Origin of the sequence: Planotetraspora silvatica (assembly GCF_016863315.1) — a bacterium.
Classification (GTDB): domain Bacteria; phylum Actinomycetota; class Actinomycetes; order Streptosporangiales; family Streptosporangiaceae; genus Planotetraspora; species Planotetraspora silvatica.
This window is the reverse complement of the sequence record NZ_BOOQ01000026.1, coordinates 66,456-85,907: the sequence shown is the minus strand read 5'-3', so window position 1 is coordinate 85,907 and position 19,452 is coordinate 66,456. Positions and strand designations below refer to the sequence as shown.

General features: G+C 69.7%; 15 protein-coding genes. 4 read left to right on the top strand and 11 right to left on the bottom strand.

Features of this window, described 5'->3' with window-relative positions; all coding sequences use genetic code 11:
* Window positions 1-34: 34 nt before the first annotated feature.
* The 9 genes from Psi02_RS19645 to Psi02_RS19605 form a co-directional block, all read right to left on the bottom strand.
* Window positions 35-1,987: a VanW family protein gene (locus tag Psi02_RS19645; protein ID WP_203976164.1), complete on the bottom strand. Its 1,953-nt coding sequence runs from the start codon at window positions 1,985-1,987 to the stop codon at window positions 35-37.
* A 251-nt stretch (window positions 1,988-2,238) separates the two neighbouring features.
* The gene (gene gatB / locus Psi02_RS19640; RefSeq protein ID WP_239095004.1) at window positions 2,239-3,747 is read right to left on the bottom strand and encodes an Asp-tRNA(Asn)/Glu-tRNA(Gln) amidotransferase subunit GatB; all 1,509 of its coding nucleotides are present in this window, start codon (window positions 3,745-3,747) and stop codon (window positions 2,239-2,241) included.
* Complete coding sequence (locus Psi02_RS19635) at window positions 3,740-4,378, bottom strand: DUF4276 family protein (RefSeq protein ID WP_203976161.1); 639 nt, start codon at window positions 4,376-4,378, stop codon at window positions 3,740-3,742. Before Psi02_RS19635 ends, gatB begins: the two co-directional genes overlap by 8 nt.
* Window positions 4,378-5,628 carry an AAA family ATPase gene (locus Psi02_RS19630; protein WP_203976159.1) on the bottom strand — a complete coding sequence of 417 codons (1,251 nt, stop codon included), beginning with the start codon at window positions 5,626-5,628 and terminating at the stop codon, window positions 4,378-4,380. The genes Psi02_RS19635 and Psi02_RS19630 overlap by 1 nt, the downstream gene beginning before the upstream one ends.
* A 32-nt stretch (window positions 5,629-5,660) precedes the next feature.
* Window positions 5,661-7,151, bottom strand: coding sequence for an Asp-tRNA(Asn)/Glu-tRNA(Gln) amidotransferase subunit GatA (gene gatA, locus Psi02_RS19625; protein ID WP_203976157.1), 1,491 nt, complete (start codon window positions 7,149-7,151; stop codon window positions 5,661-5,663).
* Window positions 7,148-7,447 (bottom strand): Asp-tRNA(Asn)/Glu-tRNA(Gln) amidotransferase subunit GatC, encoded by a 300-nt coding sequence (gatC, locus tag Psi02_RS19620; protein WP_203976155.1) that lies wholly within the window; start codon window positions 7,445-7,447, stop codon window positions 7,148-7,150. Before gatC ends, gatA begins: the two co-directional genes overlap by 4 nt.
* A gap of 105 nt (window positions 7,448-7,552) precedes the next feature.
* Window positions 7,553-9,634: a putative bifunctional diguanylate cyclase/phosphodiesterase gene (locus Psi02_RS19615; RefSeq protein ID WP_203976153.1), complete on the bottom strand. Its 2,082-nt coding sequence runs from the start codon at window positions 9,632-9,634 to the stop codon at window positions 7,553-7,555.
* Between the two features lie 273 nt (window positions 9,635-9,907).
* Window positions 9,908-12,097: an NAD-dependent DNA ligase LigA gene (gene ligA / locus Psi02_RS19610; RefSeq protein WP_239095003.1), complete on the bottom strand. Its 2,190-nt coding sequence runs from the start codon at window positions 12,095-12,097 to the stop codon at window positions 9,908-9,910.
* Between the two features lie 134 nt (window positions 12,098-12,231).
* Complete coding sequence (locus tag Psi02_RS19605) at window positions 12,232-13,317, bottom strand: methionine synthase (RefSeq protein ID WP_203976151.1); 1,086 nt, start codon at window positions 13,315-13,317, stop codon at window positions 12,232-12,234.
* Between the two features lie 19 nt (window positions 13,318-13,336).
* On the opposite strand from Psi02_RS19605, the gene Psi02_RS19600 reads away from it, so the two are divergent.
* Window positions 13,337-13,969 carry an MBL fold metallo-hydrolase gene (locus Psi02_RS19600; RefSeq protein WP_203976149.1) on the top strand — a complete coding sequence of 211 codons (633 nt, stop codon included), beginning with the start codon at window positions 13,337-13,339 and terminating at the stop codon, window positions 13,967-13,969.
* A 24-nt stretch (window positions 13,970-13,993) separates the two neighbouring features.
* Here Psi02_RS19600 and mnmA read toward each other — a convergent pair whose 3' ends face one another.
* The gene (gene mnmA, locus Psi02_RS19595) at window positions 13,994-15,079 is read right to left on the bottom strand and encodes a tRNA 2-thiouridine(34) synthase MnmA (RefSeq protein WP_275415215.1); all 1,086 of its coding nucleotides are present in this window, start codon (window positions 15,077-15,079) and stop codon (window positions 13,994-13,996) included.
* A gap of 102 nt (window positions 15,080-15,181) precedes the next feature.
* On the opposite strand from mnmA, the gene Psi02_RS19590 reads away from it, so the two are divergent.
* A complete protein-coding gene (locus tag Psi02_RS19590; protein WP_203976147.1) occupies window positions 15,182-16,222 on the top strand; it encodes a DUF695 domain-containing protein in 1,041 nt (346 codons plus the stop codon).
* 97 nt (window positions 16,223-16,319) lie between these two features.
* Here Psi02_RS19590 and Psi02_RS19585 read toward each other — a convergent pair whose 3' ends face one another.
* Window positions 16,320-17,489 (bottom strand): cysteine desulfurase family protein, encoded by a 1,170-nt coding sequence (locus tag Psi02_RS19585; RefSeq protein ID WP_203976145.1) that lies wholly within the window; start codon window positions 17,487-17,489, stop codon window positions 16,320-16,322.
* A gap of 106 nt (window positions 17,490-17,595) precedes the next feature.
* On the opposite strand from Psi02_RS19585, the gene Psi02_RS19580 reads away from it, so the two are divergent.
* Together Psi02_RS19580 and Psi02_RS19575 are read left to right on the top strand one after the other, a co-directional pair.
* Entirely contained in the window at window positions 17,596-18,087 is a 492-nt protein-coding gene (locus Psi02_RS19580; RefSeq protein ID WP_203976143.1) for a TetR/AcrR family transcriptional regulator, read from the top strand.
* A gap of 152 nt (window positions 18,088-18,239) precedes the next feature.
* Window positions 18,240-19,439, top strand: a complete 1,200-nt coding sequence (locus Psi02_RS19575; RefSeq protein ID WP_203976141.1) for an MFS transporter — start codon at window positions 18,240-18,242, stop codon at window positions 19,437-19,439.
* The last annotated feature ends 13 nt before the right edge of the window (window positions 19,440-19,452 follow it).

Here is a 19,452-nt window from a genome sequence, read left to right as displayed (position 1 = left end):
AGGTCAAGTGGGCCACACCCGAACCTGTGCATGATCACGAGGGAGGGGCGGGGCAGGTGATCTCGGCTTGGGGCCTGTAGACGGTCGTGAACGACTGGCGGTCGTCGGCCTTCCCGTCCCGCTTGATGACCCGCGTGACCTCTGCCGTGAAGCCCGGCTGCTCGGGAACCGGCACGCAGTCCGGGCCCGCTCCCTCGACCGGCGCGAGATGGAGGAACCGGGACTTGACCGGCTCACCGATCTGCACGTCGTACCGCTGGGTGCTCCAGAGGGAGATGGTCAACGCGGTGTCGCTCGCCGACGCCTGGATCAGCACGCCGTACGGAGAGTCGTTCGTCCACTTCAGGTCCGGCTCCGGATAGGACACCGTGGCGTCCATCCCGGCCGGATACTGCGGCATGTACACATCAGGGGCCGTGCGCTCGACGTCCGCCAACCCGGCGCGCATCACGGCGTTGAGCATCGTGGTGGCGACCTGGGTCATGCCCGCGACGTCCGAGCCGGCCTTCCCCCGGATCAAGGTGGGCAGGGCGGCTCCGCTGAACCCGCCGGCGACGTCCCGCCTCCCGACGAACTCGTTGAAGGAGAACGTCTCCCCCGGCTTGACCAGATGGGTGTTCAGCACACGCGCGGCGGCCTGGATGTCGGCCACCCGCGGCTGGCAACAGGCGTAGGAGGTCGTGAACTCGCCGACCTTCTCCTTGACGCCCATCTTCGCCGCTTCGTCGTCCGTCACGACCGGCGGCGCGCTGACCAGCGTCACCGGCACGGTACGGCTCCCGCCCTCCATCGCCGCGATCACGTCGACGCCCAGCCGTCCGGTGTCCACCCTCTTGCCGTCCCGGGCGTGCACCAGGACCGGCTTGCCGTCCTCGATCGTGAACGTGGCGTTCCTGGCTCCCGCTTCGGCGGCGACCAGCCGGTGTTCGAAGCCGACGGCGGCGGCCGCGGCGTCGAACCGCGGTTTCAGGGAGTGTCCCTCCGGCACGAAGGACAGGTGCCCGGCCAGGGTGTCCGGGGGAAGCTGGACGGACTTCGCGCCGACGGTCAGCGTGATCGGCTCGGAGACCGCGCGCTTCGCCCAGGCCACGGCCCGCTGCACGGCGGCCCGGTCGACCTGGGGATCGTCCTTCACCGCCGCGGCCATGACCGTGACGTTCGGGCTGAGGTAGGCCCGCTGGATGTCCCGGGCCACGACCGTCTTGTCGATCCCGTTGCCCGGGTGCGGGTAGATCGGAACGGGAGTCGTCCCCTTGAACGTGACGTCGCCCTCTTGGGCGGGGTCCTCGAGGGAGGCGCCGATGTCCTTGGCCACGGCGGCCTCCAGCTTGACCTGGTCGACCGAGACGACCGGCGTGAGATCACGGCCGCTGAAGATCGACCCCAGGACCTGCGCGGGGGTGGGGAACCCCGTCGGCGCCTGCCGTACGGTCGCTTCGGCGTCGAACTGGAGACCCGCCTCGTTGGGGTCCACGGGAATGCGGTGGGTGCCCTGCCGGACGACGATGGGCGAGCGGGTCTGGGTGTACAGCTTCTCCTGCAGGCTCAGCACCGCGTCGGACGTGCTCTGCCCGCCGATGTCGACGCCGAGGACCAGGGTGCCGGGCAGGATCCGGCCGGACATGGAGATCGCGGGGATCAGGTAGGCGAGCAGCAGCAGGACGGCCAGGCCGACGATCGTGTAGCGCAGGGTCCGCCGCTTCGGCTCGGGTTCCGGCTCCAGCGCGACCGGCTCCTCGATGACCGTCGTGTCGACCACAGGCCACAACTCGACCGGGGACGCGGGTGGAGGGAGGCTGCTGCCCTGCGTGGAGGCCGACGGCCCGGGCGCGGGTTGCGCCGACCTCTCACCGAAGATGTCGGCGGAGACTCCGGGAGGCAGCGAGGACGCGTTCGACCGGACCGGATGCTTCTTGGGCGGATCGGAGGCGGGCACCGCCGACAGCGGATCTGTCGGCGGATCGATGGACGCTCCGGCGTTCCGCACGCCTCGGTCTCCTCCTGCTCAAGGGCAACTCCGTTCAGCCAACCCTAAAGCCTGCCTTCGAGATATGTCATGAAACAACAACGTTCTGTGTGCCAGAAACTCGCGGGCGCAACGACATCCCCGAACGCCACACGGGCTCCTCGCCGGCGCATCTCTCATTCGGGTACGAAAGCCCCGCCAGAGCGGGCTTCCCGCCGCGCGCGGCGCCGCCGTCAGGCGACGCCGGCACACCGCGCGCGGCGAGTGGAGAACTATCCCTCGACCCCGAGCTTCTCGAGGATGAGCTCGCGGGCCCGGCCGGCGTCGGCCTTGCCGCGGCTGGCCTTCATGACTCCGCCGACCAGGGCGCCCACGGCCGCGATCTTGCCCGATCGCACCTTGTCCGCCGCGTCGGCGTTGCCCGCCAGCACCTGGTCGATGATCGCGGACAGCTCGCCCTCGTCGTTGACGATCCGCAGGCCCCGCTTCTCGACGACGGCCTCCGGCGCGCCCTCTCCGGCCAGCACGCCTTCGAGCACCTGGCGGGCCAGCTTGTCGTTCAACGCCCCCGAGGCCACCAGCTCGGTCACCTTGGCGACGTCGCCGGGCGTGATGGGCAGGTCCGCGAGAGCCGTACCGGCCTCGTTGGCCCGGCGGGCCAGCTCGCCCATCCACCACTTGCGCGCGTCGGCGGCCGGGGCCCCGGCCGCGACCGTCGCCTCCACCAGCTCGATGGCGTCGGCGTTGTGCATGGCCGCCATGTCGAGATCGGAGACTCCCCACTCCGCCTGGATACGCGCCCGCCGTACGGACGGCAGCTCGGGGAGCTCGGCCTTCAGCGTCGCCACCCACGCGGGGTCGGGCGCGATCGGCACCAGGTCCGGCTCGGGGAAGTAGCGGTAGTCCTGCGCCTCCTCCTTGGACCGGCCGGACGTGGTGGCCCCGGTGTCCTCGTGGAAGTGGCGGGTCTCCTGGATGATCCGCCCGCCGTCCGCCAGGATCGCCGCCTGGCGCTCGATCTCACCCCGGACGGACCGCTCGACACTACGCAGCGAGTTGACGTTCTTGGTCTCGGTGCGGGTGCCCCACGTCGAGGACCCGCGCGGCATCAGGGACACGTTGACGTCGCAGCGCAGCGAGCCCTCCTCCATCCGGACGTCGGACACGCCGAGAGAGCGCAGGAGCTCGCGCAGCTCCGTGACGTACGCCTTGGCGACCTCGGGAGCGAGCCTGTCGGTCCCCTCGACGGGCTTGGTGACGATCTCGACGAGCGGGATCCCCGCCCGGTTGTAGTCGACGATCGAGTAGTCGGCGCCCTGGATGCGGCCGGTGGCGCCGCCGACGTGAGTGGATTTGCCGGTGTCCTCCTCGAGGTGGACCCGCTCGATCTCCACCCGGACGGTCTTGCCCTCGACCTGGACGTCCAGGTAGCCGTCCGTGCACAACGGCTCGTCGTACTGGCTGATCTGGTAGTTCTTCGGCATGTCCGGATAGAAGTAGTTCTTCCGGGCGAACCTGCACCACTCCGCGATCGAGCAGTTCAGCGCGAGGCCGATCCTGATGGTCGACTCGATCGCCTTGACGTTGGCCACCGGCAACGAGCCGGGCAGCGCCAGGCAGATCGGGCACACGTGCGTGTTGGGCGGTGCGCCGAACGTCGTCGGGCAACCGCAGAACATCTTCGACGCGGTGCCGAGCTCGACGTGCGTCTCCAGCCCCAGCACCGGCTCGAAGCGCTCCAGCGCCTCGTCGTACGGCATGAGCGTCACGGTTTCAGCCATGCTGGTAACCCAGTCCTTCCAAAGCCTCGATCATGTCATTCCACCATTGCTGGAAGGCCGGGACCTTCCGCAGTTCGCCAATGTCAGTGGTCTCCGCCACCGATACATAGAAGTTCTGTAGCACGCCGTACTTGTTCGGGTTGATTCCGGCCTCGTCCCTCAGCAGCATGTCCACAACCGCCTTGGGCCTCTGGCAGGACTCCACCTCTGAGCCGAACGCCGGCGCCCTGGTGAGCCTCCGCACATTGAGCACCTTCGCCAGAGCCACATGATCAGCGAGTAACCAAGCTTCCGTCTCCCTCATGGGAACGACGGCCACGAGAGGCTCGACGAAGTCGCTGGTCGCCCAATTCTGCCGCATCCGCTCGATGACGGGGTCGGACTTGGCGGGCGGTGCGCCGTCGTGGTGGTAGAGCACCACGTCGAAGGTTCCACGCTCCTGTTCCAGCGCCTGCAGAACTGGCGTGGGATGCTGGTTGCCGGCCTGAGTCAGGCTGCGCACCTCTTGAACCTCTCTACACGCCGGGAAACATTCGACGACGAGGTTCTCCAACGCTCTCCGGAGCAGAATCGGCAGAAACCAGTCGTCGGACGGCCCCTCTCTGACCAGCACGCAGCTCAGGCTCCGCATCAGACCGCCTCCTCGACCCCGGCGCGGAACCTGTCGAGCTCCGAATCCGTGATGCGAGGCCACCTCTCACCGGTGATTCGTACAGGCCCGCCATCTTCTCTCAGCCGCCTGACCCGGGTCACCCGGCTGGCGATCCCGTTCTCCAGGGCGGTGGTCATGTCGAGAAAGGCGATGTTCTCGTAAGGGACCACTTCAAGCACCACAGGCGAGTGACTCGTGAAGATCGCCTGACGAGGACGCTCTTCAGCCATTCCATAGCGCTCGGGAGACTCACGCGGATCCGATACAAGACCCCGCGCTAGACCGAGCATCTGCCGGAGTCTTTCGGGAAAAACTCCGTTCTCCGGCTCCTCGACGGCGACCGTCCCGTGATCGTGCAAGGAGGCCAGGATCGCCAGCATGCGGAGCGTGCCGTCCGAGGCGAACTCCGCATCCAGACTCTGGTCGTACGGCGACGCGAACTCGAGCCTGACGTCTCTGCGACGCTCGTCCTCGACGATCACGAAATCGCTGATCTCCCTGACCAGGCCGACGAGGTGCATCTTGATCTCAGCGACCACACCGAGCGGCCGGTTCTCGGACGCCGTCTCCCGCGCCAGGAACCGGAGGTAGTTCGGCAGGTTATGCCCAGTCGAATGCATCCGCTTGGGTCCGCCGAACTCGCTCGCACGGCGGAGGGAGCCTGCCTCGAGATGGAGGGACCGCACTTCGGAAAGCTCGCGTCGGATGTCCCACACGATTCTCGAATCGGCCTTGGGCCGCAGAACGGGTGAATCCAGCAGCCCGGACAGGCCTACCGGCTCTGCCGACGAGGTGGGAAGAAGCTCGATGACCTGCTCGCCGATTTCGACGCCTTGCAGGGGCCGGGACTCGGCGTCGCGCCCTCGCGGCAACCGGCGTTCCAGCGATACGAGCCGCTGCGCCTCGACCACGATGCCCTCTAGGGCGCCTTCCGGTACGGCCCAAGAGAGCCGCAACTCATAGCGCCAACGGCGGAACTCCAGGGCGAAACTCATCCGGTCGACGCGGGTGCCGTCGCCACGACGACGGAAAAGGCCACGGGCATCGCCTCGGACCTCGGCCACCGCCGCGTCCAGACCGCGGGTCGCCGCGGTCGCGACGAAGTTGAGCGCGTCGAGCAGGTTGGACTTGCCGCTGGCGTTAGTGCCGATGAGCACGAGGAACGGCGGTACGTCCAGCTTGAAGTCCTGGAAGGACTTGAAGCCGTCAATCTCGATGCGGGTGATCACGCCGCCGTTCCTCCCCTCTTCGGTACGGGCGCCTAGAGCGTGGGCGCCTTGGACAGCAGGGGGCCGCCCCAGCGGTCGGTGAACGCCTTCTCCACCGCCGCGCCGACGCGGTAGCACCGGTCGTCGCCGAGCACCGGAGCCATGATCTGCAGGCCGACCGGCAGGCCGTCCTCGTCGGCGAGACCGCACGGCACCGAGATCGCGGCGTTGCCCGAGAGGTTGCTCGGGATCGTGCACAGGTCCGCCAGGTACATCGCCATCGGGTCGTCGGCCCGCTCCCCGATGGGGAACGCGGTCGTCGGCGTGGTCGGCGAGATCAGCACGTCGACCTGGTGGAACGCCGCCTCGAAGTCCCGCGAGATCAGCGTGCGGACCTTCTGCGCCTGGCCGTAGTAGGCGTCGTAGTAGCCCGATGACAGGGCGTAGGTGCCCAGCATGATCCGCCGCTTGACCTCGGGCCCGAAACCGGCGGCCCGGGTGAGCGCCATGACCTCCTCGGCGCTGCGGGTGCCGTCGTCCCCGACGCGCAGGCCGTACCGCATGGCGTCGAAGCGGGCGAGGTTGGACGAGCACTCCGAGGGCGCGATCAGGTAGTACGCCGGGAGGGCGTAACCGAACGTCGGGCAGGAGACCTCGACCACCTTGGCCCCGAGGGACTCCAGCAGGTCGACCGTCTCGTGGAACCGGGCGAGGACGCCGGGCTGGAACCCCTCGCCGCCGAGCTCCTTGACCACGCCGATGCGCAGCCCGGCGACGTCCCCCTGCCTGGCGGCCTCGACCACAGGCGGGACCGGCGCGTCGATCGAGGTCGAGTCGAACTCGTCGTGGCCCGAGAACGCCTCCTGGAGCAGGGCCGCGTCGAGCACGTTGCGGGCGAACGGGCCCGGTGTGTCGAGCGACGACGCGAACGCGATGAGGCCGTATCGGGACGATCCCCCGTAGGTCGGCTTCATTCCGACGATGCCGGTGACGGCGGCGGGCTGGCGGATCGAGCCGCCCGTGTCGGTGCCGGTCGACAGCGGCGCCTGGAAGGAGGCGACCGCCGCGGAGGAGCCGCCCGACGAGCCGCCCGGGATCCTGGACAGGTCCCACGGGTTGTGCGAGGGCCCGTACGCCGAGTTCTCCGTGGAGGAGCCCATCGCGAACTCGTCGAGGTTGGTCTTGCCGAGGATGATCAGGCCGGCCTCGCGGAGGCGGCGGGTCACCGTCGCGTCGTACGGCGGACGCCAGCCTTCGAGGATCTTCGACCCGGCGGTCGTCGGCATGTCGTCGGTGGCGAAGATGTCCTTGTGGGCGATGGGCACGCCCGCCAGCGGGCCGAGCTTGTCGCCCTTGGCGATCCGCTCGTCCACCGTGCGCGCCTGCTCGAGCGCCCGCTGGGCGTCCACGTGCAGGAACGCGGAGACCTTGGAGTCGACCTCGGCGATCCGGTCGAGATGGGCCTGCGTGACCTCGACGGCGGAGGCCTCCTGGGAGGCGACGAGCCGTCCCAGCTCCGCGGCGGTCTTGTGGATCAGGCTCATGCTTCCTCCCCGAGGATGCGGGGCACGCGGAACCGGTCGTCCTCGACGGCGGGCGCGCCCGAGAGCGCCTGCTCCGGCGTCAGGCACGGCCGTACCTCGTCGGGACGGAACACGTTGGTCAGCGGCACTGCGTGCGAAGAGGGCGGGATGTCTCCGGCCGCGACCTCCGCGACGCGGGCGACCGCGCCGACGATCTGGTCGAGCTGGGCGGCGAAGTGGTCGAGCTCCCCCTCGTCCAGCGCCAGCCGGGACAGCCGGGCGAGGTGAGCGACCTCATCGCGGGTTATGGCGGACATGAGTCGTCGAACCCGTTTCATGGATGGAGATTGGACTTTCCCATCCTAGGGCTCGTCTCCGAGCGCGACCGACTCATTAAAGCCGGGTCATCGAGGCCGGGCAGGTCAATGGGGGGCGAGCCGCACCTGGTCGACGGCGCGGGCCACGAAGGCCGGACTCAGGCGAGATCGCAGCCAGACGGCCGTCTCCGTGGCCGACATGGGCTTGGCGAGCCACCGGCCCTGACCGGCGGGACAGCCCATCTCCCGCAGGATCGTGGCGATCTCCAGGGACTCCACGCCCTCGGCGACGGCCCGCAGTCCCAGCGAGCCGACCAGGTCGACGATGGATCGGACGATCTGCTCGTCGTCGGCCGACTCCGCCAGCCGCCGGACGAACGACGCGTCGATCTTGACCTCGGAGACGGGCAGCCGCTGGAGGCGGACGAGGGAGGAGTATCCGGTGCCGAAGTCGTCCAGGGAGAGGTGGACCCCCATGTCCGCCAGCGTCTTGATGGTGTCGGCGATGTAGGCCTGGTCGGTCATCAGGACGCGCTCGGTGATCTCCAGGCGGATCGCGTCCACCGGCAGGCCGAACTCCTTCAACCCCGCCTCCAGCTGCTCGGGCAGGTTGGAGTCGAGCAGGTCGCGCGCCGACACGTTCACCGAGATCGGCACGCCGATGCCGGCCTCCCACCACCGCCCGGCCTGGGCCAGCGCCTTCTTGATGACGTACTGGGTGATCTCGCGCATGAGGTACGACTGCTCGGCGAGCGGGATGAACTCGACCGGCGAGACGGGGCCGCGCAGGGGGTGCCACCAGCGCAGCAGGGCCTCGACGCCTTCGACCGTGCCGTCGCTCAACCTGACCTTGGGCTGGTAGTGGAGGTCGAGGTCGCCCGACTCGATGGCCAGCCGGAGATCGCCGAGCAGGCTCAGCCGCTCGGGCGAGTTGCGGTCCTTGTCCGCCACGTAGAACTCCACGCCCGTCCGGTGCTCCTTGGCCAGGTACATCGCGACGTCCGAGCGCTGTAACAGCAGTTCGAAGTCGGGCGCGTGGTCGGGATAGAGCGCGATGCCGATCGAGGCGTCCAGATCGAAGGTCATGCCCTCCAGCCGGACGGGCTGGGTGAGCGCGACCCGTAACCGCGAGGCGACCTCCTTGGCCGCGTGGGCGTCCCTGATGGACGGCAGGAGCACGGCGAACTCGTCTCCGCCGAGGCGGGCGACCACGTCCCCCGGCCGCACGCTGTGGCTGAGCCGATGGGCGACGAGTTGGAGGAGACGATCACCGACCGGGTGACCCAGCGTGTCGTTGACCTCCTTGAACCGGTCGAGATCGAGGAGCAGCAGGCCGACGCGCTCATGCTCGCGCGCCTCGGCGAGCGCCTCCATGGTGCGCAGGATGAGCATCTTCCGGTTCGGCAGTCCGGTCAGTCCGTCATGGGTGGCCTGATGGTCACGGCGCAACGACAGCGTGGCGGTGAAGTGCACCGCCGCGAGGGGCGCCACGAACAGCGGGACCAGGGCCGAGGAGTGCGACATCACCACCGCGACCAGGGGCGCGAGCCCGAGGAGCGCTCCGTAGACGAGGGCCTGCGGGCCGATCGACGCCTTGACGACGCGCAGGACCGGCTTGCGCTCGTGGAGCGCGACGGCCGAGCAGACCAGCGCGGCCCGGACCACGAAGTAGGCGAACGCGGCCAGGGCGAGGGCCGGGATGTCCATGCCGTCGGGCGTCCAAGGGGCGTCGGGCCGCGGATGGATCCCGAACGCGGCGAACGCGACGGCCGCCGCCGTGCAGGCCAGCGTCACCTGCCCCATGTTGAACATCACGCGGTGCCACGCCCTGCGGTGCAGGCCACCGCTGACGACCACCGCGACGGCCTGCATCAGCGCCGCCGTCGGCAGGCCGTAGTGCATGAGGACGGCGAAGGTGAACATCGCCGAGGTCGGGGTGCCGCCGACCGCGGTCGAGGAGCTGACCATGACGGGACGCAGCTCACCCAGCACGACGAGGACGGACAACATCCAAAAGAGCGGGGTCCGGGTGGCGTCCGCCAGGTCGCCCGTGCCGAGCCGTACCTGCGCCGCTATCAGCGCGGCGAAACCCACGACGATGACGGCCGTGAGGTAGCCCCACAGGGGCGAGCCGGGACGCGGCCCGGTGTCGCGCGCGTCGGCCGGAGCAATCTCAGAAGTCACCATGAGACTGCCAGAACGGGCAATCTCTGCACATGGCCAGAGATTGCTAGATAGCGCCATAGGTCAGAAACCCCCCAAGAGGTCACTATGGGAGGGTACGACCTCTGGGCCACTTCGCGAAACCGGTTGCGCACGGTCAGTTACGGTAGATTTCCTGAGATCCACTGACAAAAGCGGCTCAGATCCATCGGAATGGGGGCAAGTTTTTGCGCGCCGACGGCCCGGAGGCCCGGCTTCCTGCGGTGATTACGTTTGACGTCCAGCCTTACCAGCCGATCAGGCCTCCGGCGTGACGGCAGCGGCCTCCGCCGCCTCCGGACCGTCCTGAAGGAGCGTCTGGAAGCCCTCCTCGTCGAGGACGGCCACGCCGAGCTTGACCGCCTTGTCGTACTTGGATCCGGGGCTGTCCCCCACCACGACGAAACTGGTCTTCTTGGAGACCGAGCTCGAGACCTTGCCGCCCCGGCTGGTGATGGCCTCGCTCGCCTCGTCGCGGCTGAAGCCCGCCAGCGTCCCGGTCACGACGAAGCTCATGCCCTCGAGGGTCTGCGGCAGCTGATCGGCGGGTGGTTCGTCCACCATGCTCACACCGGCGGCGCGCCACCTGTCCACGATCTCGCGGTGCCAGTCGACCTCGAACCACTCCTTGATCGTGGCGGCCACGCGCGGACCGATGCCCTCCACCGCGGCCAGCTCCTCCTCTGAGGCGGCGGCGATCGCGTCCATCGAGCGGAACCCGTCGGCCAGGGCCCGCGCGGTCGGCGGCCCGATGTGGCGGATGCTCAGCGCGACCAGCACTCGCCAGAGCGGCTGGGCCTTGGCCCTGTCCATCTGCTCCAGCATCTTCTCCGCGTTCTTGCTGGGCGCCCCCGCGATCGTGGCGAAGAACGAGACGACCTTGGGCTCTCCCGTCTCCGGATCCGCCTTGGGGAGCCCGGTCTCGACGTCGCGGACCACCGACTTGATCGGGAGCAGCCGGTCCATCGTGAGATCGAACAGGTCGGCCTCGGTCCGGACCGGCGGCTCCTGCGGGGGAAGCGGCTGTGTGAGAGCCGTGGCGGCGACGTATCCCAGCCCTTCGATGTCGAAGGCGTTGCGCCCGGCGGCGAAGAAGATGCGCTCGCGCAGTTGCGCGGGGCAGGCCCGGGCATTGGGGCAGCGCAGGTCGGCGTCGCCCTCACGCTCGTAGGCGAGCTCGGTGCCGCACTCGGGGCAGTGGGTCGGCATGACGAAGGCATGCTCCGACCCGTCCCTGAGGTCGGCCACCGGGCCCACGATCTCCGGGATGACGTCGCCCGCCTTGCGCAACACGATGGTGTCCCCGATCAGCACGCCCTTGCGGACCACCTCCGAGCCGTTGTGCAGCGTGGCCCGCTCCACCGTCGACCCCGCGACCACGACCGGCCTCATCACGCCGTACGGTGTCACGCGCCCCGTCCGGCCCACGCCGACCTGGATGTCGAGGAGTTTGGTCGTGACCTCCTCCGGGGGGTACTTGAACGCGATCGCCCACCGGGGGGCCTTGCTCGTGGAGCCCAGCTGGCGCTGCACGACGATCCGGTCGACCTTCACGACCACGCCGTCGATCTCGTACGCCGGGTCGTGGCGATGCTCGTTGTAATAGGCGATGAAGCCGGCGATCTCATCGAGCGTCCCGACGACCTTGTAGCGGTCGCTGACGGGAAGCCCGAAGGCCGCGAGCCGGTCGTAGGTGTCCGACTGGGTCTTCGGCGGCTCCGTCCCCTCCCACTTGCCGACCCCGTGCACGATCATCCGGAGCGGCCGCTGGGCGGTGATCCGCGGATCCTTCTGCCGCAGCGATCCGGCGGCGGAGTTGCGCGGATTGGCGAACGGCGCCCTCCCCGCGTCCAGGAGTTGCTCGTTGAGCCTCTTGAACCCCTCGACGGGCAGGAAGACCTCGCCCCGCACCTCGAGCAGGTCGGGGACATCGTCGCCGGCCAGCCGCTGGGGCACGTCGCCGATCGTGCGCACGTTGGGCGTCACGTCCTCACCCGTGCGGCCGTCTCCCCGGGTGGCCGCCCTGGTCAGGCGCCCCTTCTCGTAGACGAGCGCGATGGCCAGCCCGTCGATCTTCAGTTCGCAGAGGTAGGGCGCGGGGTCGGTCTCGGCGAGCCGCTCGGCCCTCGCCTGCCAGCCCGCCAGATCGGCGTCGTTGAAGGCGTTGTCGAGGCTCTCCATCCGCTGCAGATGCGCGACGGCGGCGAACTCGGTGGAGATCGGCGCGCCGATCTTCTGCGTGGGCGAGTCGGGGGTGCGCAGGTCCGGATGCTCCTCTTCGAGCGCCCTGATCTCCCGCATCCACCCGTCGTACTCCGCGTCACTCACCGTCGGCGAGTCGAGCACGTGGTAGCGCCAGTTGGCGTCCTCGATCAGCTCCGTGAGCTGAGCGTGCCGCTCGCGCGCCTGTGAGGGGGCGCCTGCCGCCTCGTTCACCTGATCGGTCACGTCGCCCGTCTCCCCTCGTCAACGACCCGTGGAAACCGTATCGCCGACCACCGACATCTCCCCAGGCATCCTCCATCGGCACGCGCGTCATCGCCAGACCCGGGCACGGCGGACGCGCCGCGCGGCTGTTGCTCCTATTGCTGCGGATCGTCCCTGAGCACCTTGGCCGCCTCCCGGCACGCGGCCAGGGCCGCCCTGGCGTACCGCGGCGAGGCTCCGGCGAGCCCGCACGCGGGCGTGAGCACGACCTGCCCGGCGAGCAGCGTGGGATCGAACCCGAGCCGCCGCCACAGCTCGATCGCCGGCTTGGCGATCACCCCCGCATCGGGGATACGGGTGTCGGTGCCGGGCACGACTCCCAGGAACAGCGCCGTGCCGGCCTCGATCGCCTCGCCGATCGCGTCCTCGTCCCGGTGGCGCAACAACGACATGTCCACGGACACGCCGCGCGCGCCCGCCGTACGGAGCAGCTCGAAAGGCGTGCCCGGCGCGCAGCAGTGCACGATCGGGAAGACCCCGGAACCCGTCTCGCCCTCCGGCGTCTCCTCCGTCCGCGGGCCTTCGAGCCACGCCTGCGTGCCGGGGCGCGGCGGGCTGGGCGCGACGGCCGACAGGACGGTGGCGAGCCGCTCGCGGGCGATCATCGGCTCCACGGCGCGGAGACGGCCGAACCCCGACGCCGTCGGCACGGTTCCCGCGAGCACTCCGGGCAGCCCCGGCTCGTCGACCTGGACGACGAGGCGCGCCCCCGGCACCCGGCCGCGGATGTCGGCGACGTGCCTGGCCAGCCCTTCCGCCAAGGAGTCGGTGAGATCCCGTACGGCTCCCGCGTCCGCGAGCACCTTGTCCCCGTACCTGAGCTCGATCGCCCCCGCGAGGGTCCACGGCCCGCATACCTGGATCTTCAGGGGGCCCTCGTACCCCTGGGTGGACTCCTCGAGCCCGTCGAGGTCACGGATCAGATGGTCGCGGGCGCGCTTCGAATCCCGCCCCGGCCTGTCGGCGAACCGCCATCCCGAGGGCTGCACCTCGACGGGCATCTCCACCAGGAGCGCGGCACCCCTGCCGATCATGTCCGCGCCGACGCCCCTCGCGGGAAGCTCGGGCAGATACGGCATGGGCAACTCGTCGAAGGCCACACGAAGGGCTGCGAGGTGATCCTCTTCGGGATACGACCCCACGCCTGTGGCCGTGGCCTCGCCCCACGGATAGTCATTCACGAGGACTAGCTTAGGGACTATGAAACTCACCAAATTGGGCCATGCGTGCTGGCGGTTGGAGAAGGACGGTTCGACGGTCGTCATCGACCCGGGATCTTTCAGCGGAGAGGGCCTGCTCGACGGAGCCGACGCGGTTCTGATCACCCACGAGCACTTCGACCACGTCGACGAGAAGCTGCTGAAGGGCGCACCGGCCGGCCTCGAGATCTGGACCTGCCAGGCGGTCGCCGACCAACTCGGCGACATCCCGGCGAAGGTCCAGGTCGTGCGGAACACCGACGCCTTCAGCACCGCCGGGTTCGACGTGAAGGTGATCGGCGAGTGGCACGCCGTCAACCTGCCCGGCGTGGATCCCATCCAGAACGTCGGTTTCCTGGTGGACGAGGAGGTCTTCTACCCCGGTGACGCGCTGACCGTTCCCGGAGTCGACGTGCCCACGCTGCTCGTGCCGACGACCGGACCTTGGGTCAAGCTCGCCGAGACGGTCCAGTATCTCCGCGACGTGCGTCCCGGCCGCGCGTACTCCACGCACGACGGCCTTGCCAACGACATCGGCCTGATGCTGATCGACAACTTCCTGGGCATGGAGGCCGACAGCCAGAAGGCCGACATCCGCCGCATCCCCGTCGGCGAGTCGGTCGAGCTTTCCTAGTCGAGCTTTCCTAGTCGAGCCGTCCTAGACGGCCGAGGCGATCGTGGCCGACCCGATCACGGTGTCGCCGTCGTAGAGCACGGCGCCCTGGCCCGGCGCGACACCCGTGGCCGGGGCGTCGAGCTCGATGTGCAGCAGGTCGCCGGACAGCTGGGCTCGGCAGCCGTACACCTCGCCGTGCGCGCGCAGCTGGACCATGCAGCGGATCGGCTCGTACGGCTCGGGCACGGGCCCGTTCCACACCGGCCGCTCGCCCACGATGCCGCGCACCTCCAGGGAGGTCCGGGGACCGACCGTGACCGTGTTGGAGACCGGCTCGATCGACAACACGTAACGCGGCCGTCCGTCGCCGGCCGGGCGGTCGATGTGCAGCCCCTTGCGCTGGCCGATGGTGAATCCGAAGGCCCCCTCGTGGCTCCCGACGACCTGGCCCGTGAGCGCGTCGACGATCGGCCCCTCCGACGCGCCCAGGCGCTCGGACAGGAACGCGCGGGTGTCGCCGTCGGCGATGAAACAGACGTCGTGGCTGTCCGGCTTGTCCGCCACGGCCAGCCCCCGGCGCGCGGCCTCCGCCCGCACCTCCGCCTTGGTGGAGTCACCGAGAGGGAAGATCGCGTGGGCGAGCTGCTTTCGCGTGAGCACCCCCAGCACGTACGACTGGTCCTTGCCCTCGTCGACGCTGCGCCGGAGCACCCCGTCCGAAAGGCGTGCGTGATGGCCCGTGGCGACGGCGTCGAATCCGAGGGCGAGCGCGCGGTCGAGCACCGCCTCGAACTTGATCTTCTCGTTGCAGCGCAGGCACGGGTTGGGCGTGCGGCCCGCGGCGTACTCGTTGACGAAGTCCTCCACCACGTCGTGGTGGAACCGCTCCGCCATGTCCCAGACGTAGAACGGGATGCCGATCACATCGGCGGCCCGCCGGGCGTCGCGGGAGTCCTCGAGCGTGCAGCAGCCGCGAGCCCCGGTCCGATAGGACTGGGGATTCGACGACAACGCAAGGTGGATGCCGGTCACGTCGTGCCCCGCCTCGGCGATCCTGGCGGCGGCCACGGCGGAGTCCACGCCACCGGACATGGCGGCGAGCACGCGAAGCCTCTGAGTGGAACTCATAACACTTCGAGATTACCCGTACGGCAGGGCTGATCCGCCGCCGTGGACGGCTCTCGCGCCCGCGTTGGCACCCGGGTGATCGACCTGCGAGGATTCGGGGTCATGCGACTGTTCGGGCGCAAGAGCCAGCCGGTCGATCCGGCCGAGGCCATCGCGGACTTCTGGACCTGGTGGCGGCAGACCCGCCCCGAGATCGACGCGTACATCGAGGCGGAGAACACCGAGGCGCTCTCCGAGCTCGTCGGCGCCGCCGTCACCACCCTTGATCCGGCCCTCATCTGGGAGATCGCACCAGGCCGGACGGCACAACACGCCCTCGTCGTCAGCGCGTCCGGCGATCCCGAGTTGCGCTCCTTCGCGCACAGGTGGGCCCTGGCCGCGCCCCCGGCGGACGATCTCTGGGAGTTCCACCCGTCCCGCCAGGCCAACCCGAGGGCGGCCGAGATGGCCGTCGACGTCGCAGGCAGGGAATTCGGCCTCGACCGGCTGGTGCTGGGCCTGCGCGTTCCGCCGGGTACGGCCCGGGTCGACGTTTCCGCCTTCCACCCGATATTTCCGGATATCGATGACGAGACCCGGCTGGAGACGACCCTCCTCGCCCTCGACTGGCTCCTCGGCGAGGACGAGGTCGCCCGCTGGGTGGGGGACATCGTCGCGGCCGAGTTCGAACCCATCGACGCCATCCCCGCGATCCACCTTCCCGCCGTCGTCGCCGACGTGGCCGACGGCTTCAAGGCCGACCAGTGGGCGGTGCTCGAAGGCCAGACGGCACAGGGCGCCCGCCTGACGGTGGCGGCCCGCTACCCGCTGCGCCCCGTCGACCATCCGCTCTTCGACCAGCACATCGCGATCAGCCTGCCGTACGAACACGCGGACGGGGACGGACAGCCGTCCGGGGCGTCCCTCCCGGCGTTGCGCGCCTTCGAGGAGCGTCTCGGCGAGCGGCTCGACAAGCTCGGCTCGGCCGTGCTGGCCGCGCATCTGAGCACCGGGGGCACGCGTGTGCTGCACGTCTACGCCGACCCGTCGAGCGACGCGGCACTCGTGATCAAAGAACTCGTCCTGAGCTGGACGGAGGGCCGGGCGCGCGTCGACGTGTCCGACGATCCGTCCTGGAGCGCCGTCGCGCACTTCCTGACCTGATCTGGCCCGATCTGGCCTGCCCCGATCTGGCCTGCCCCGATCTGGTCCGCCCTGATCTGGTCCGCCCTGATCTGGTCCGCCCTGACCTGGGTCCGGCTCAGCCTCCGGAGACCGAGGTGAGCCCGGCGCGGCGGGCGCGCTCCACGACCATGCCGATGACCTCGGCCACCCGCTCCACGTCGGCCACGGTCGAGGTGTGGCCGAGGGAGAACCGCAGCGAGCCGCGGGCGCGGGCGCCGTCCTGACCCATCGCCAGGAGCACGTGGGACGGCTGCGCCACGCCGGCCGAGCAGGCCGACCCGGTCGAGCACTCCACTCCCCTGGCGTCGAGCAGCATGAGCAACGCGTCGCCCTCGCAGCCGGGGAAGGAGAAGTGGGCGTTCCCCGGCAGCCGCTCGGAGGGGTGACCGTTCACTATGACGTCGGGGACGGCCTTCCGCACCCGGCAGATCAGGTCGTCACGCAGGATGGACAGCCGCTCGGCGGTGTCGGCGCGGCGGTCGACGGCGGCGCGCACGGCGGCCGCGAACCCCGCGATGGCGGGAGCGTCGAGCGTGCCCGACCTGACGTCGCGTTCCTGCCCACCGCCGTGCAGCACCGGCACCGGGTCGACTCCGCGTGCCAGCAGCAGCGCGCCGACGCCGATGGGGCCGCCCACCTTGTGCCCGGAGACCGTCATCGCGTCGACGCCCGATTCCGCGAACGACACGGGAAGCTGGGCGACCGCCTGCACGGCGTCGGTGTGGAACGGGATGCCGTATTCGTGCGCGATCGCGGCGAGCGCCTTGATCGGCTGTACGGTTCCCACCTCGTTGTTGGCCCACATCACGCTCACCAGGGCGACGCCCTCCGGGTCGCGCTCGATGGCGGCGCGAAGAGTGTCGGGGTGCACGCGCCCGTACTCGTCGACCTCGAGGAGTTCGGCCGTCGCACCGTGGTTGTCGGCCAGCCAGTGGGCGGGGTCGAGCGCCGCGTGATGCTCCACCGCGCTGATGAGGACCCTCGGCCGCTTCCTGGCCCAGAACAACCCCTTGATCGCCAGGTTGTCGGCCTCGGTGCCGCCGGCGGTGAAGACGACCTCGCTCGGCCGAGCCCCCAGCGCGCTCGCGATCGTCTCCCTGGACTCCTCCACGACGCGGCGGGTGCGCCGGCCTGTCGCGTGCAGGGAGGAGGCGTTGCCCACCTGTCCCAGCTGCGTGGTCATGGCCTCGAGCGCCTCGGGAAGCATCGGGGTGGTCGAGGCATGGTCCAGATACGCAGTTCCCACGGCCCCTCCAGATTCCTTACCTCAGCCAACCAAGCGTATCCGGGGTTCGGCGACGCTCCATCCTCGGATTTGCCTACTTAACCGTCCAGCCGGTACAGTAACGGCCATGAGGAGGGACGAGCTACTCGACGCGGCGGAATGCCTGCTGGAGGACCAGGGGTCCCAGGGGCTCACGCTGGCCGCCGTGGCCGAGCGCGCCGGCGTCAGCAAGGGTGGCCTCCTCTATCACTTCTCGGGCAAGGAAGCCCTGATCAAGGCCATGATCGAGCGCCTCATCGGCGAATTCGACGCGATGATCGAGGCACAGCGCGAGAGCACGTACACGCGGGCCTATCTGAAGGCGACCTTCGAGGCCATCGAGACCGGCAGGCTCAGACGCTGGGCGGTGGTGACGGGGGCGGCGGGTGATCCGGCGCTCCTCGCACCGCTGCGGGAGGCGATGGCCCGCTGGCACCGGCACGGCCTCGACGACGAGCCCCATCCGCAGACGTCCCAGATCGTACGGCTCGCGTGCGAGGGCGTCTGGGAGGTCGCCACCCACTGTCCCGCGATCGTCGACTACGGCGCGGTCCGGCAGGGACTTCTCGCCCTGCTCTGAGCCCCGTTTGCGACCCTTCTCCGACCCTTTTTCTGAGCCCGTTTTCTGATCCCTTTTTGGTGGTCGCCCCTTCCGGCAGTTCAGCCGGTAAGGGCGACCGGCTTTTGTCTGCCCGCTTCACCCGACTCGGAAACCCTGGAAAGGAACCCGTGATGACCCGCGCCCTGAGGAAGGCCCGCTACGGTGCCGTCCTCACGTTCGTCCTGGCCGGCCTTATGTGCGGAACGTTCACCGTGCGCCTTCCCGCGTTGGCGGAACGGCTCCGGTTACCGGAGTCGTCCGTCGGCGTGGCCCTGCTCGCCTGGGGCGTCGGCGCGCTGCTGAGCATGCAGGCGATGCGGGTGGTCATGGCGAGAGTCGGCAGCCGCGGGGTCCTCAGGATCGCGGCGCCCGTCTGCGCGGTCACTTTGATGCTCGTCGCCTTCGCCCCCACCTTCCCGCTCATGGTGCTGGCCACCGCCGCCTTCGGAATGGCCTTCGGCGCGGTGGACGTCGCCATGAACGCGCAGGGCTCGGCGGTCGAGCAGGCATACGGCCACTCGCTGATGAGCGGCATGCACGCGGGCTGGTGCGTGGGCGCGATCTCGGCGGGGCTCGTCGGCACCGTCGCCATCGCGGCCGACCTGTCGCTCACCGCCCACCTGACGGTCATCGCGCTGATCTCGCTCCCCGTCGTGGCCGTCCTGAGCCGCACCTACGTGGCGGACCCGGCCGGCGCGCCCGAGCCCGGTCACTCCCGCAAGAGGCTGCCCAGTGTGATCTACCTTCTCGGTGCGATCACGTTCGGTGCCTTCATGATCGAAGGCATCGTCGCCGACTGGAACGGGCTCTACCTCCTCGACACGCTCCGCGCCCCGGAGGCTCTCGCCGCGCTCGGCTACCCGGCGTTCGAGGCGGGCATGCTGCTCGGCCGGCTCTCCGGAGACCGGCTCCGCGGCAAGTTCGGCGCACGCGGGCTGATCCTGTTCTCCGGTGGAGCGACCGCGACCACGTTCCTGCTGGTCGTCGCCGCCCCGTCCGCCCTCGCCGCCGTAGGAGCCATGATCTTCGTCGGCATGGCCGTGGCGACGATCTCGCCGATGGCCCTGTCGCTCGCGGGCACGGCGACGGCGAACCCCGGTCCGGCGATCGCCCAGGCGGGGGCGATGGGCTACGCGGGACTGCTGCTCGGCCCGGTCGTGATCGGCTTGCTGTCCTCGCTCACCTCGCTGCGGGCCGCCATGGCGACCGCGGTCGTGCTCGGCCTGTTCGTGGCCGGGGCCGCCCGCTTCCTGCCGAAGCCGCTCCCGGTCGTCCTCGGGTCGGAGACGCTGACGGAGCTGGAGGAGGAGCCGATGGCGATCGCCGCCTGACCATGACATTCGT

What these genes read in the sequence shown, in the direction of transcription:
- gatA (WP_203976157.1), bottom strand. Translation starts at nt 7,151, where the DNA reads ATGAGCCTGATCCACAAGACCGCCGCGGAGCTGGGACGGCTCGTCGCC.
- Psi02_RS19635 (WP_203976161.1), bottom strand. Translation starts at nt 4,378, where the DNA reads ATGCGGAGCCTGAGCTGCGTGCTGGTCAGAGAGGGGCCGTCCGACGAC.
- Psi02_RS19575 (WP_203976141.1), top strand. Translation starts at nt 18,240, where the DNA reads ATGACCCGCGCCCTGAGGAAGGCCCGCTACGGTGCCGTCCTCACGTTC.
- Psi02_RS19580 (WP_203976143.1), top strand. Translation starts at nt 17,596, where the DNA reads ATGAGGAGGGACGAGCTACTCGACGCGGCGGAATGCCTGCTGGAGGAC.
- Psi02_RS19590 (WP_203976147.1), top strand. Translation starts at nt 15,182, where the DNA reads ATGCGACTGTTCGGGCGCAAGAGCCAGCCGGTCGATCCGGCCGAGGCC.
- Psi02_RS19615 (WP_203976153.1), bottom strand. Translation starts at nt 9,634, where the DNA reads ATGGTGACTTCTGAGATTGCTCCGGCCGACGCGCGCGACACCGGGCCG.
- gatB (WP_239095004.1), bottom strand. Translation starts at nt 3,747, where the DNA reads ATGGCTGAAACCGTGACGCTCATGCCGTACGACGAGGCGCTGGAGCGC.
- Psi02_RS19600 (WP_203976149.1), top strand. Translation starts at nt 13,337, where the DNA reads ATGAAACTCACCAAATTGGGCCATGCGTGCTGGCGGTTGGAGAAGGAC.
- gatC (WP_203976155.1), bottom strand. Translation starts at nt 7,447, where the DNA reads ATGTCCGCCATAACCCGCGATGAGGTCGCTCACCTCGCCCGGCTGTCC.
- mnmA (WP_275415215.1), bottom strand. Translation starts at nt 15,079, where the DNA reads ATGAGTTCCACTCAGAGGCTTCGCGTGCTCGCCGCCATGTCCGGTGGC.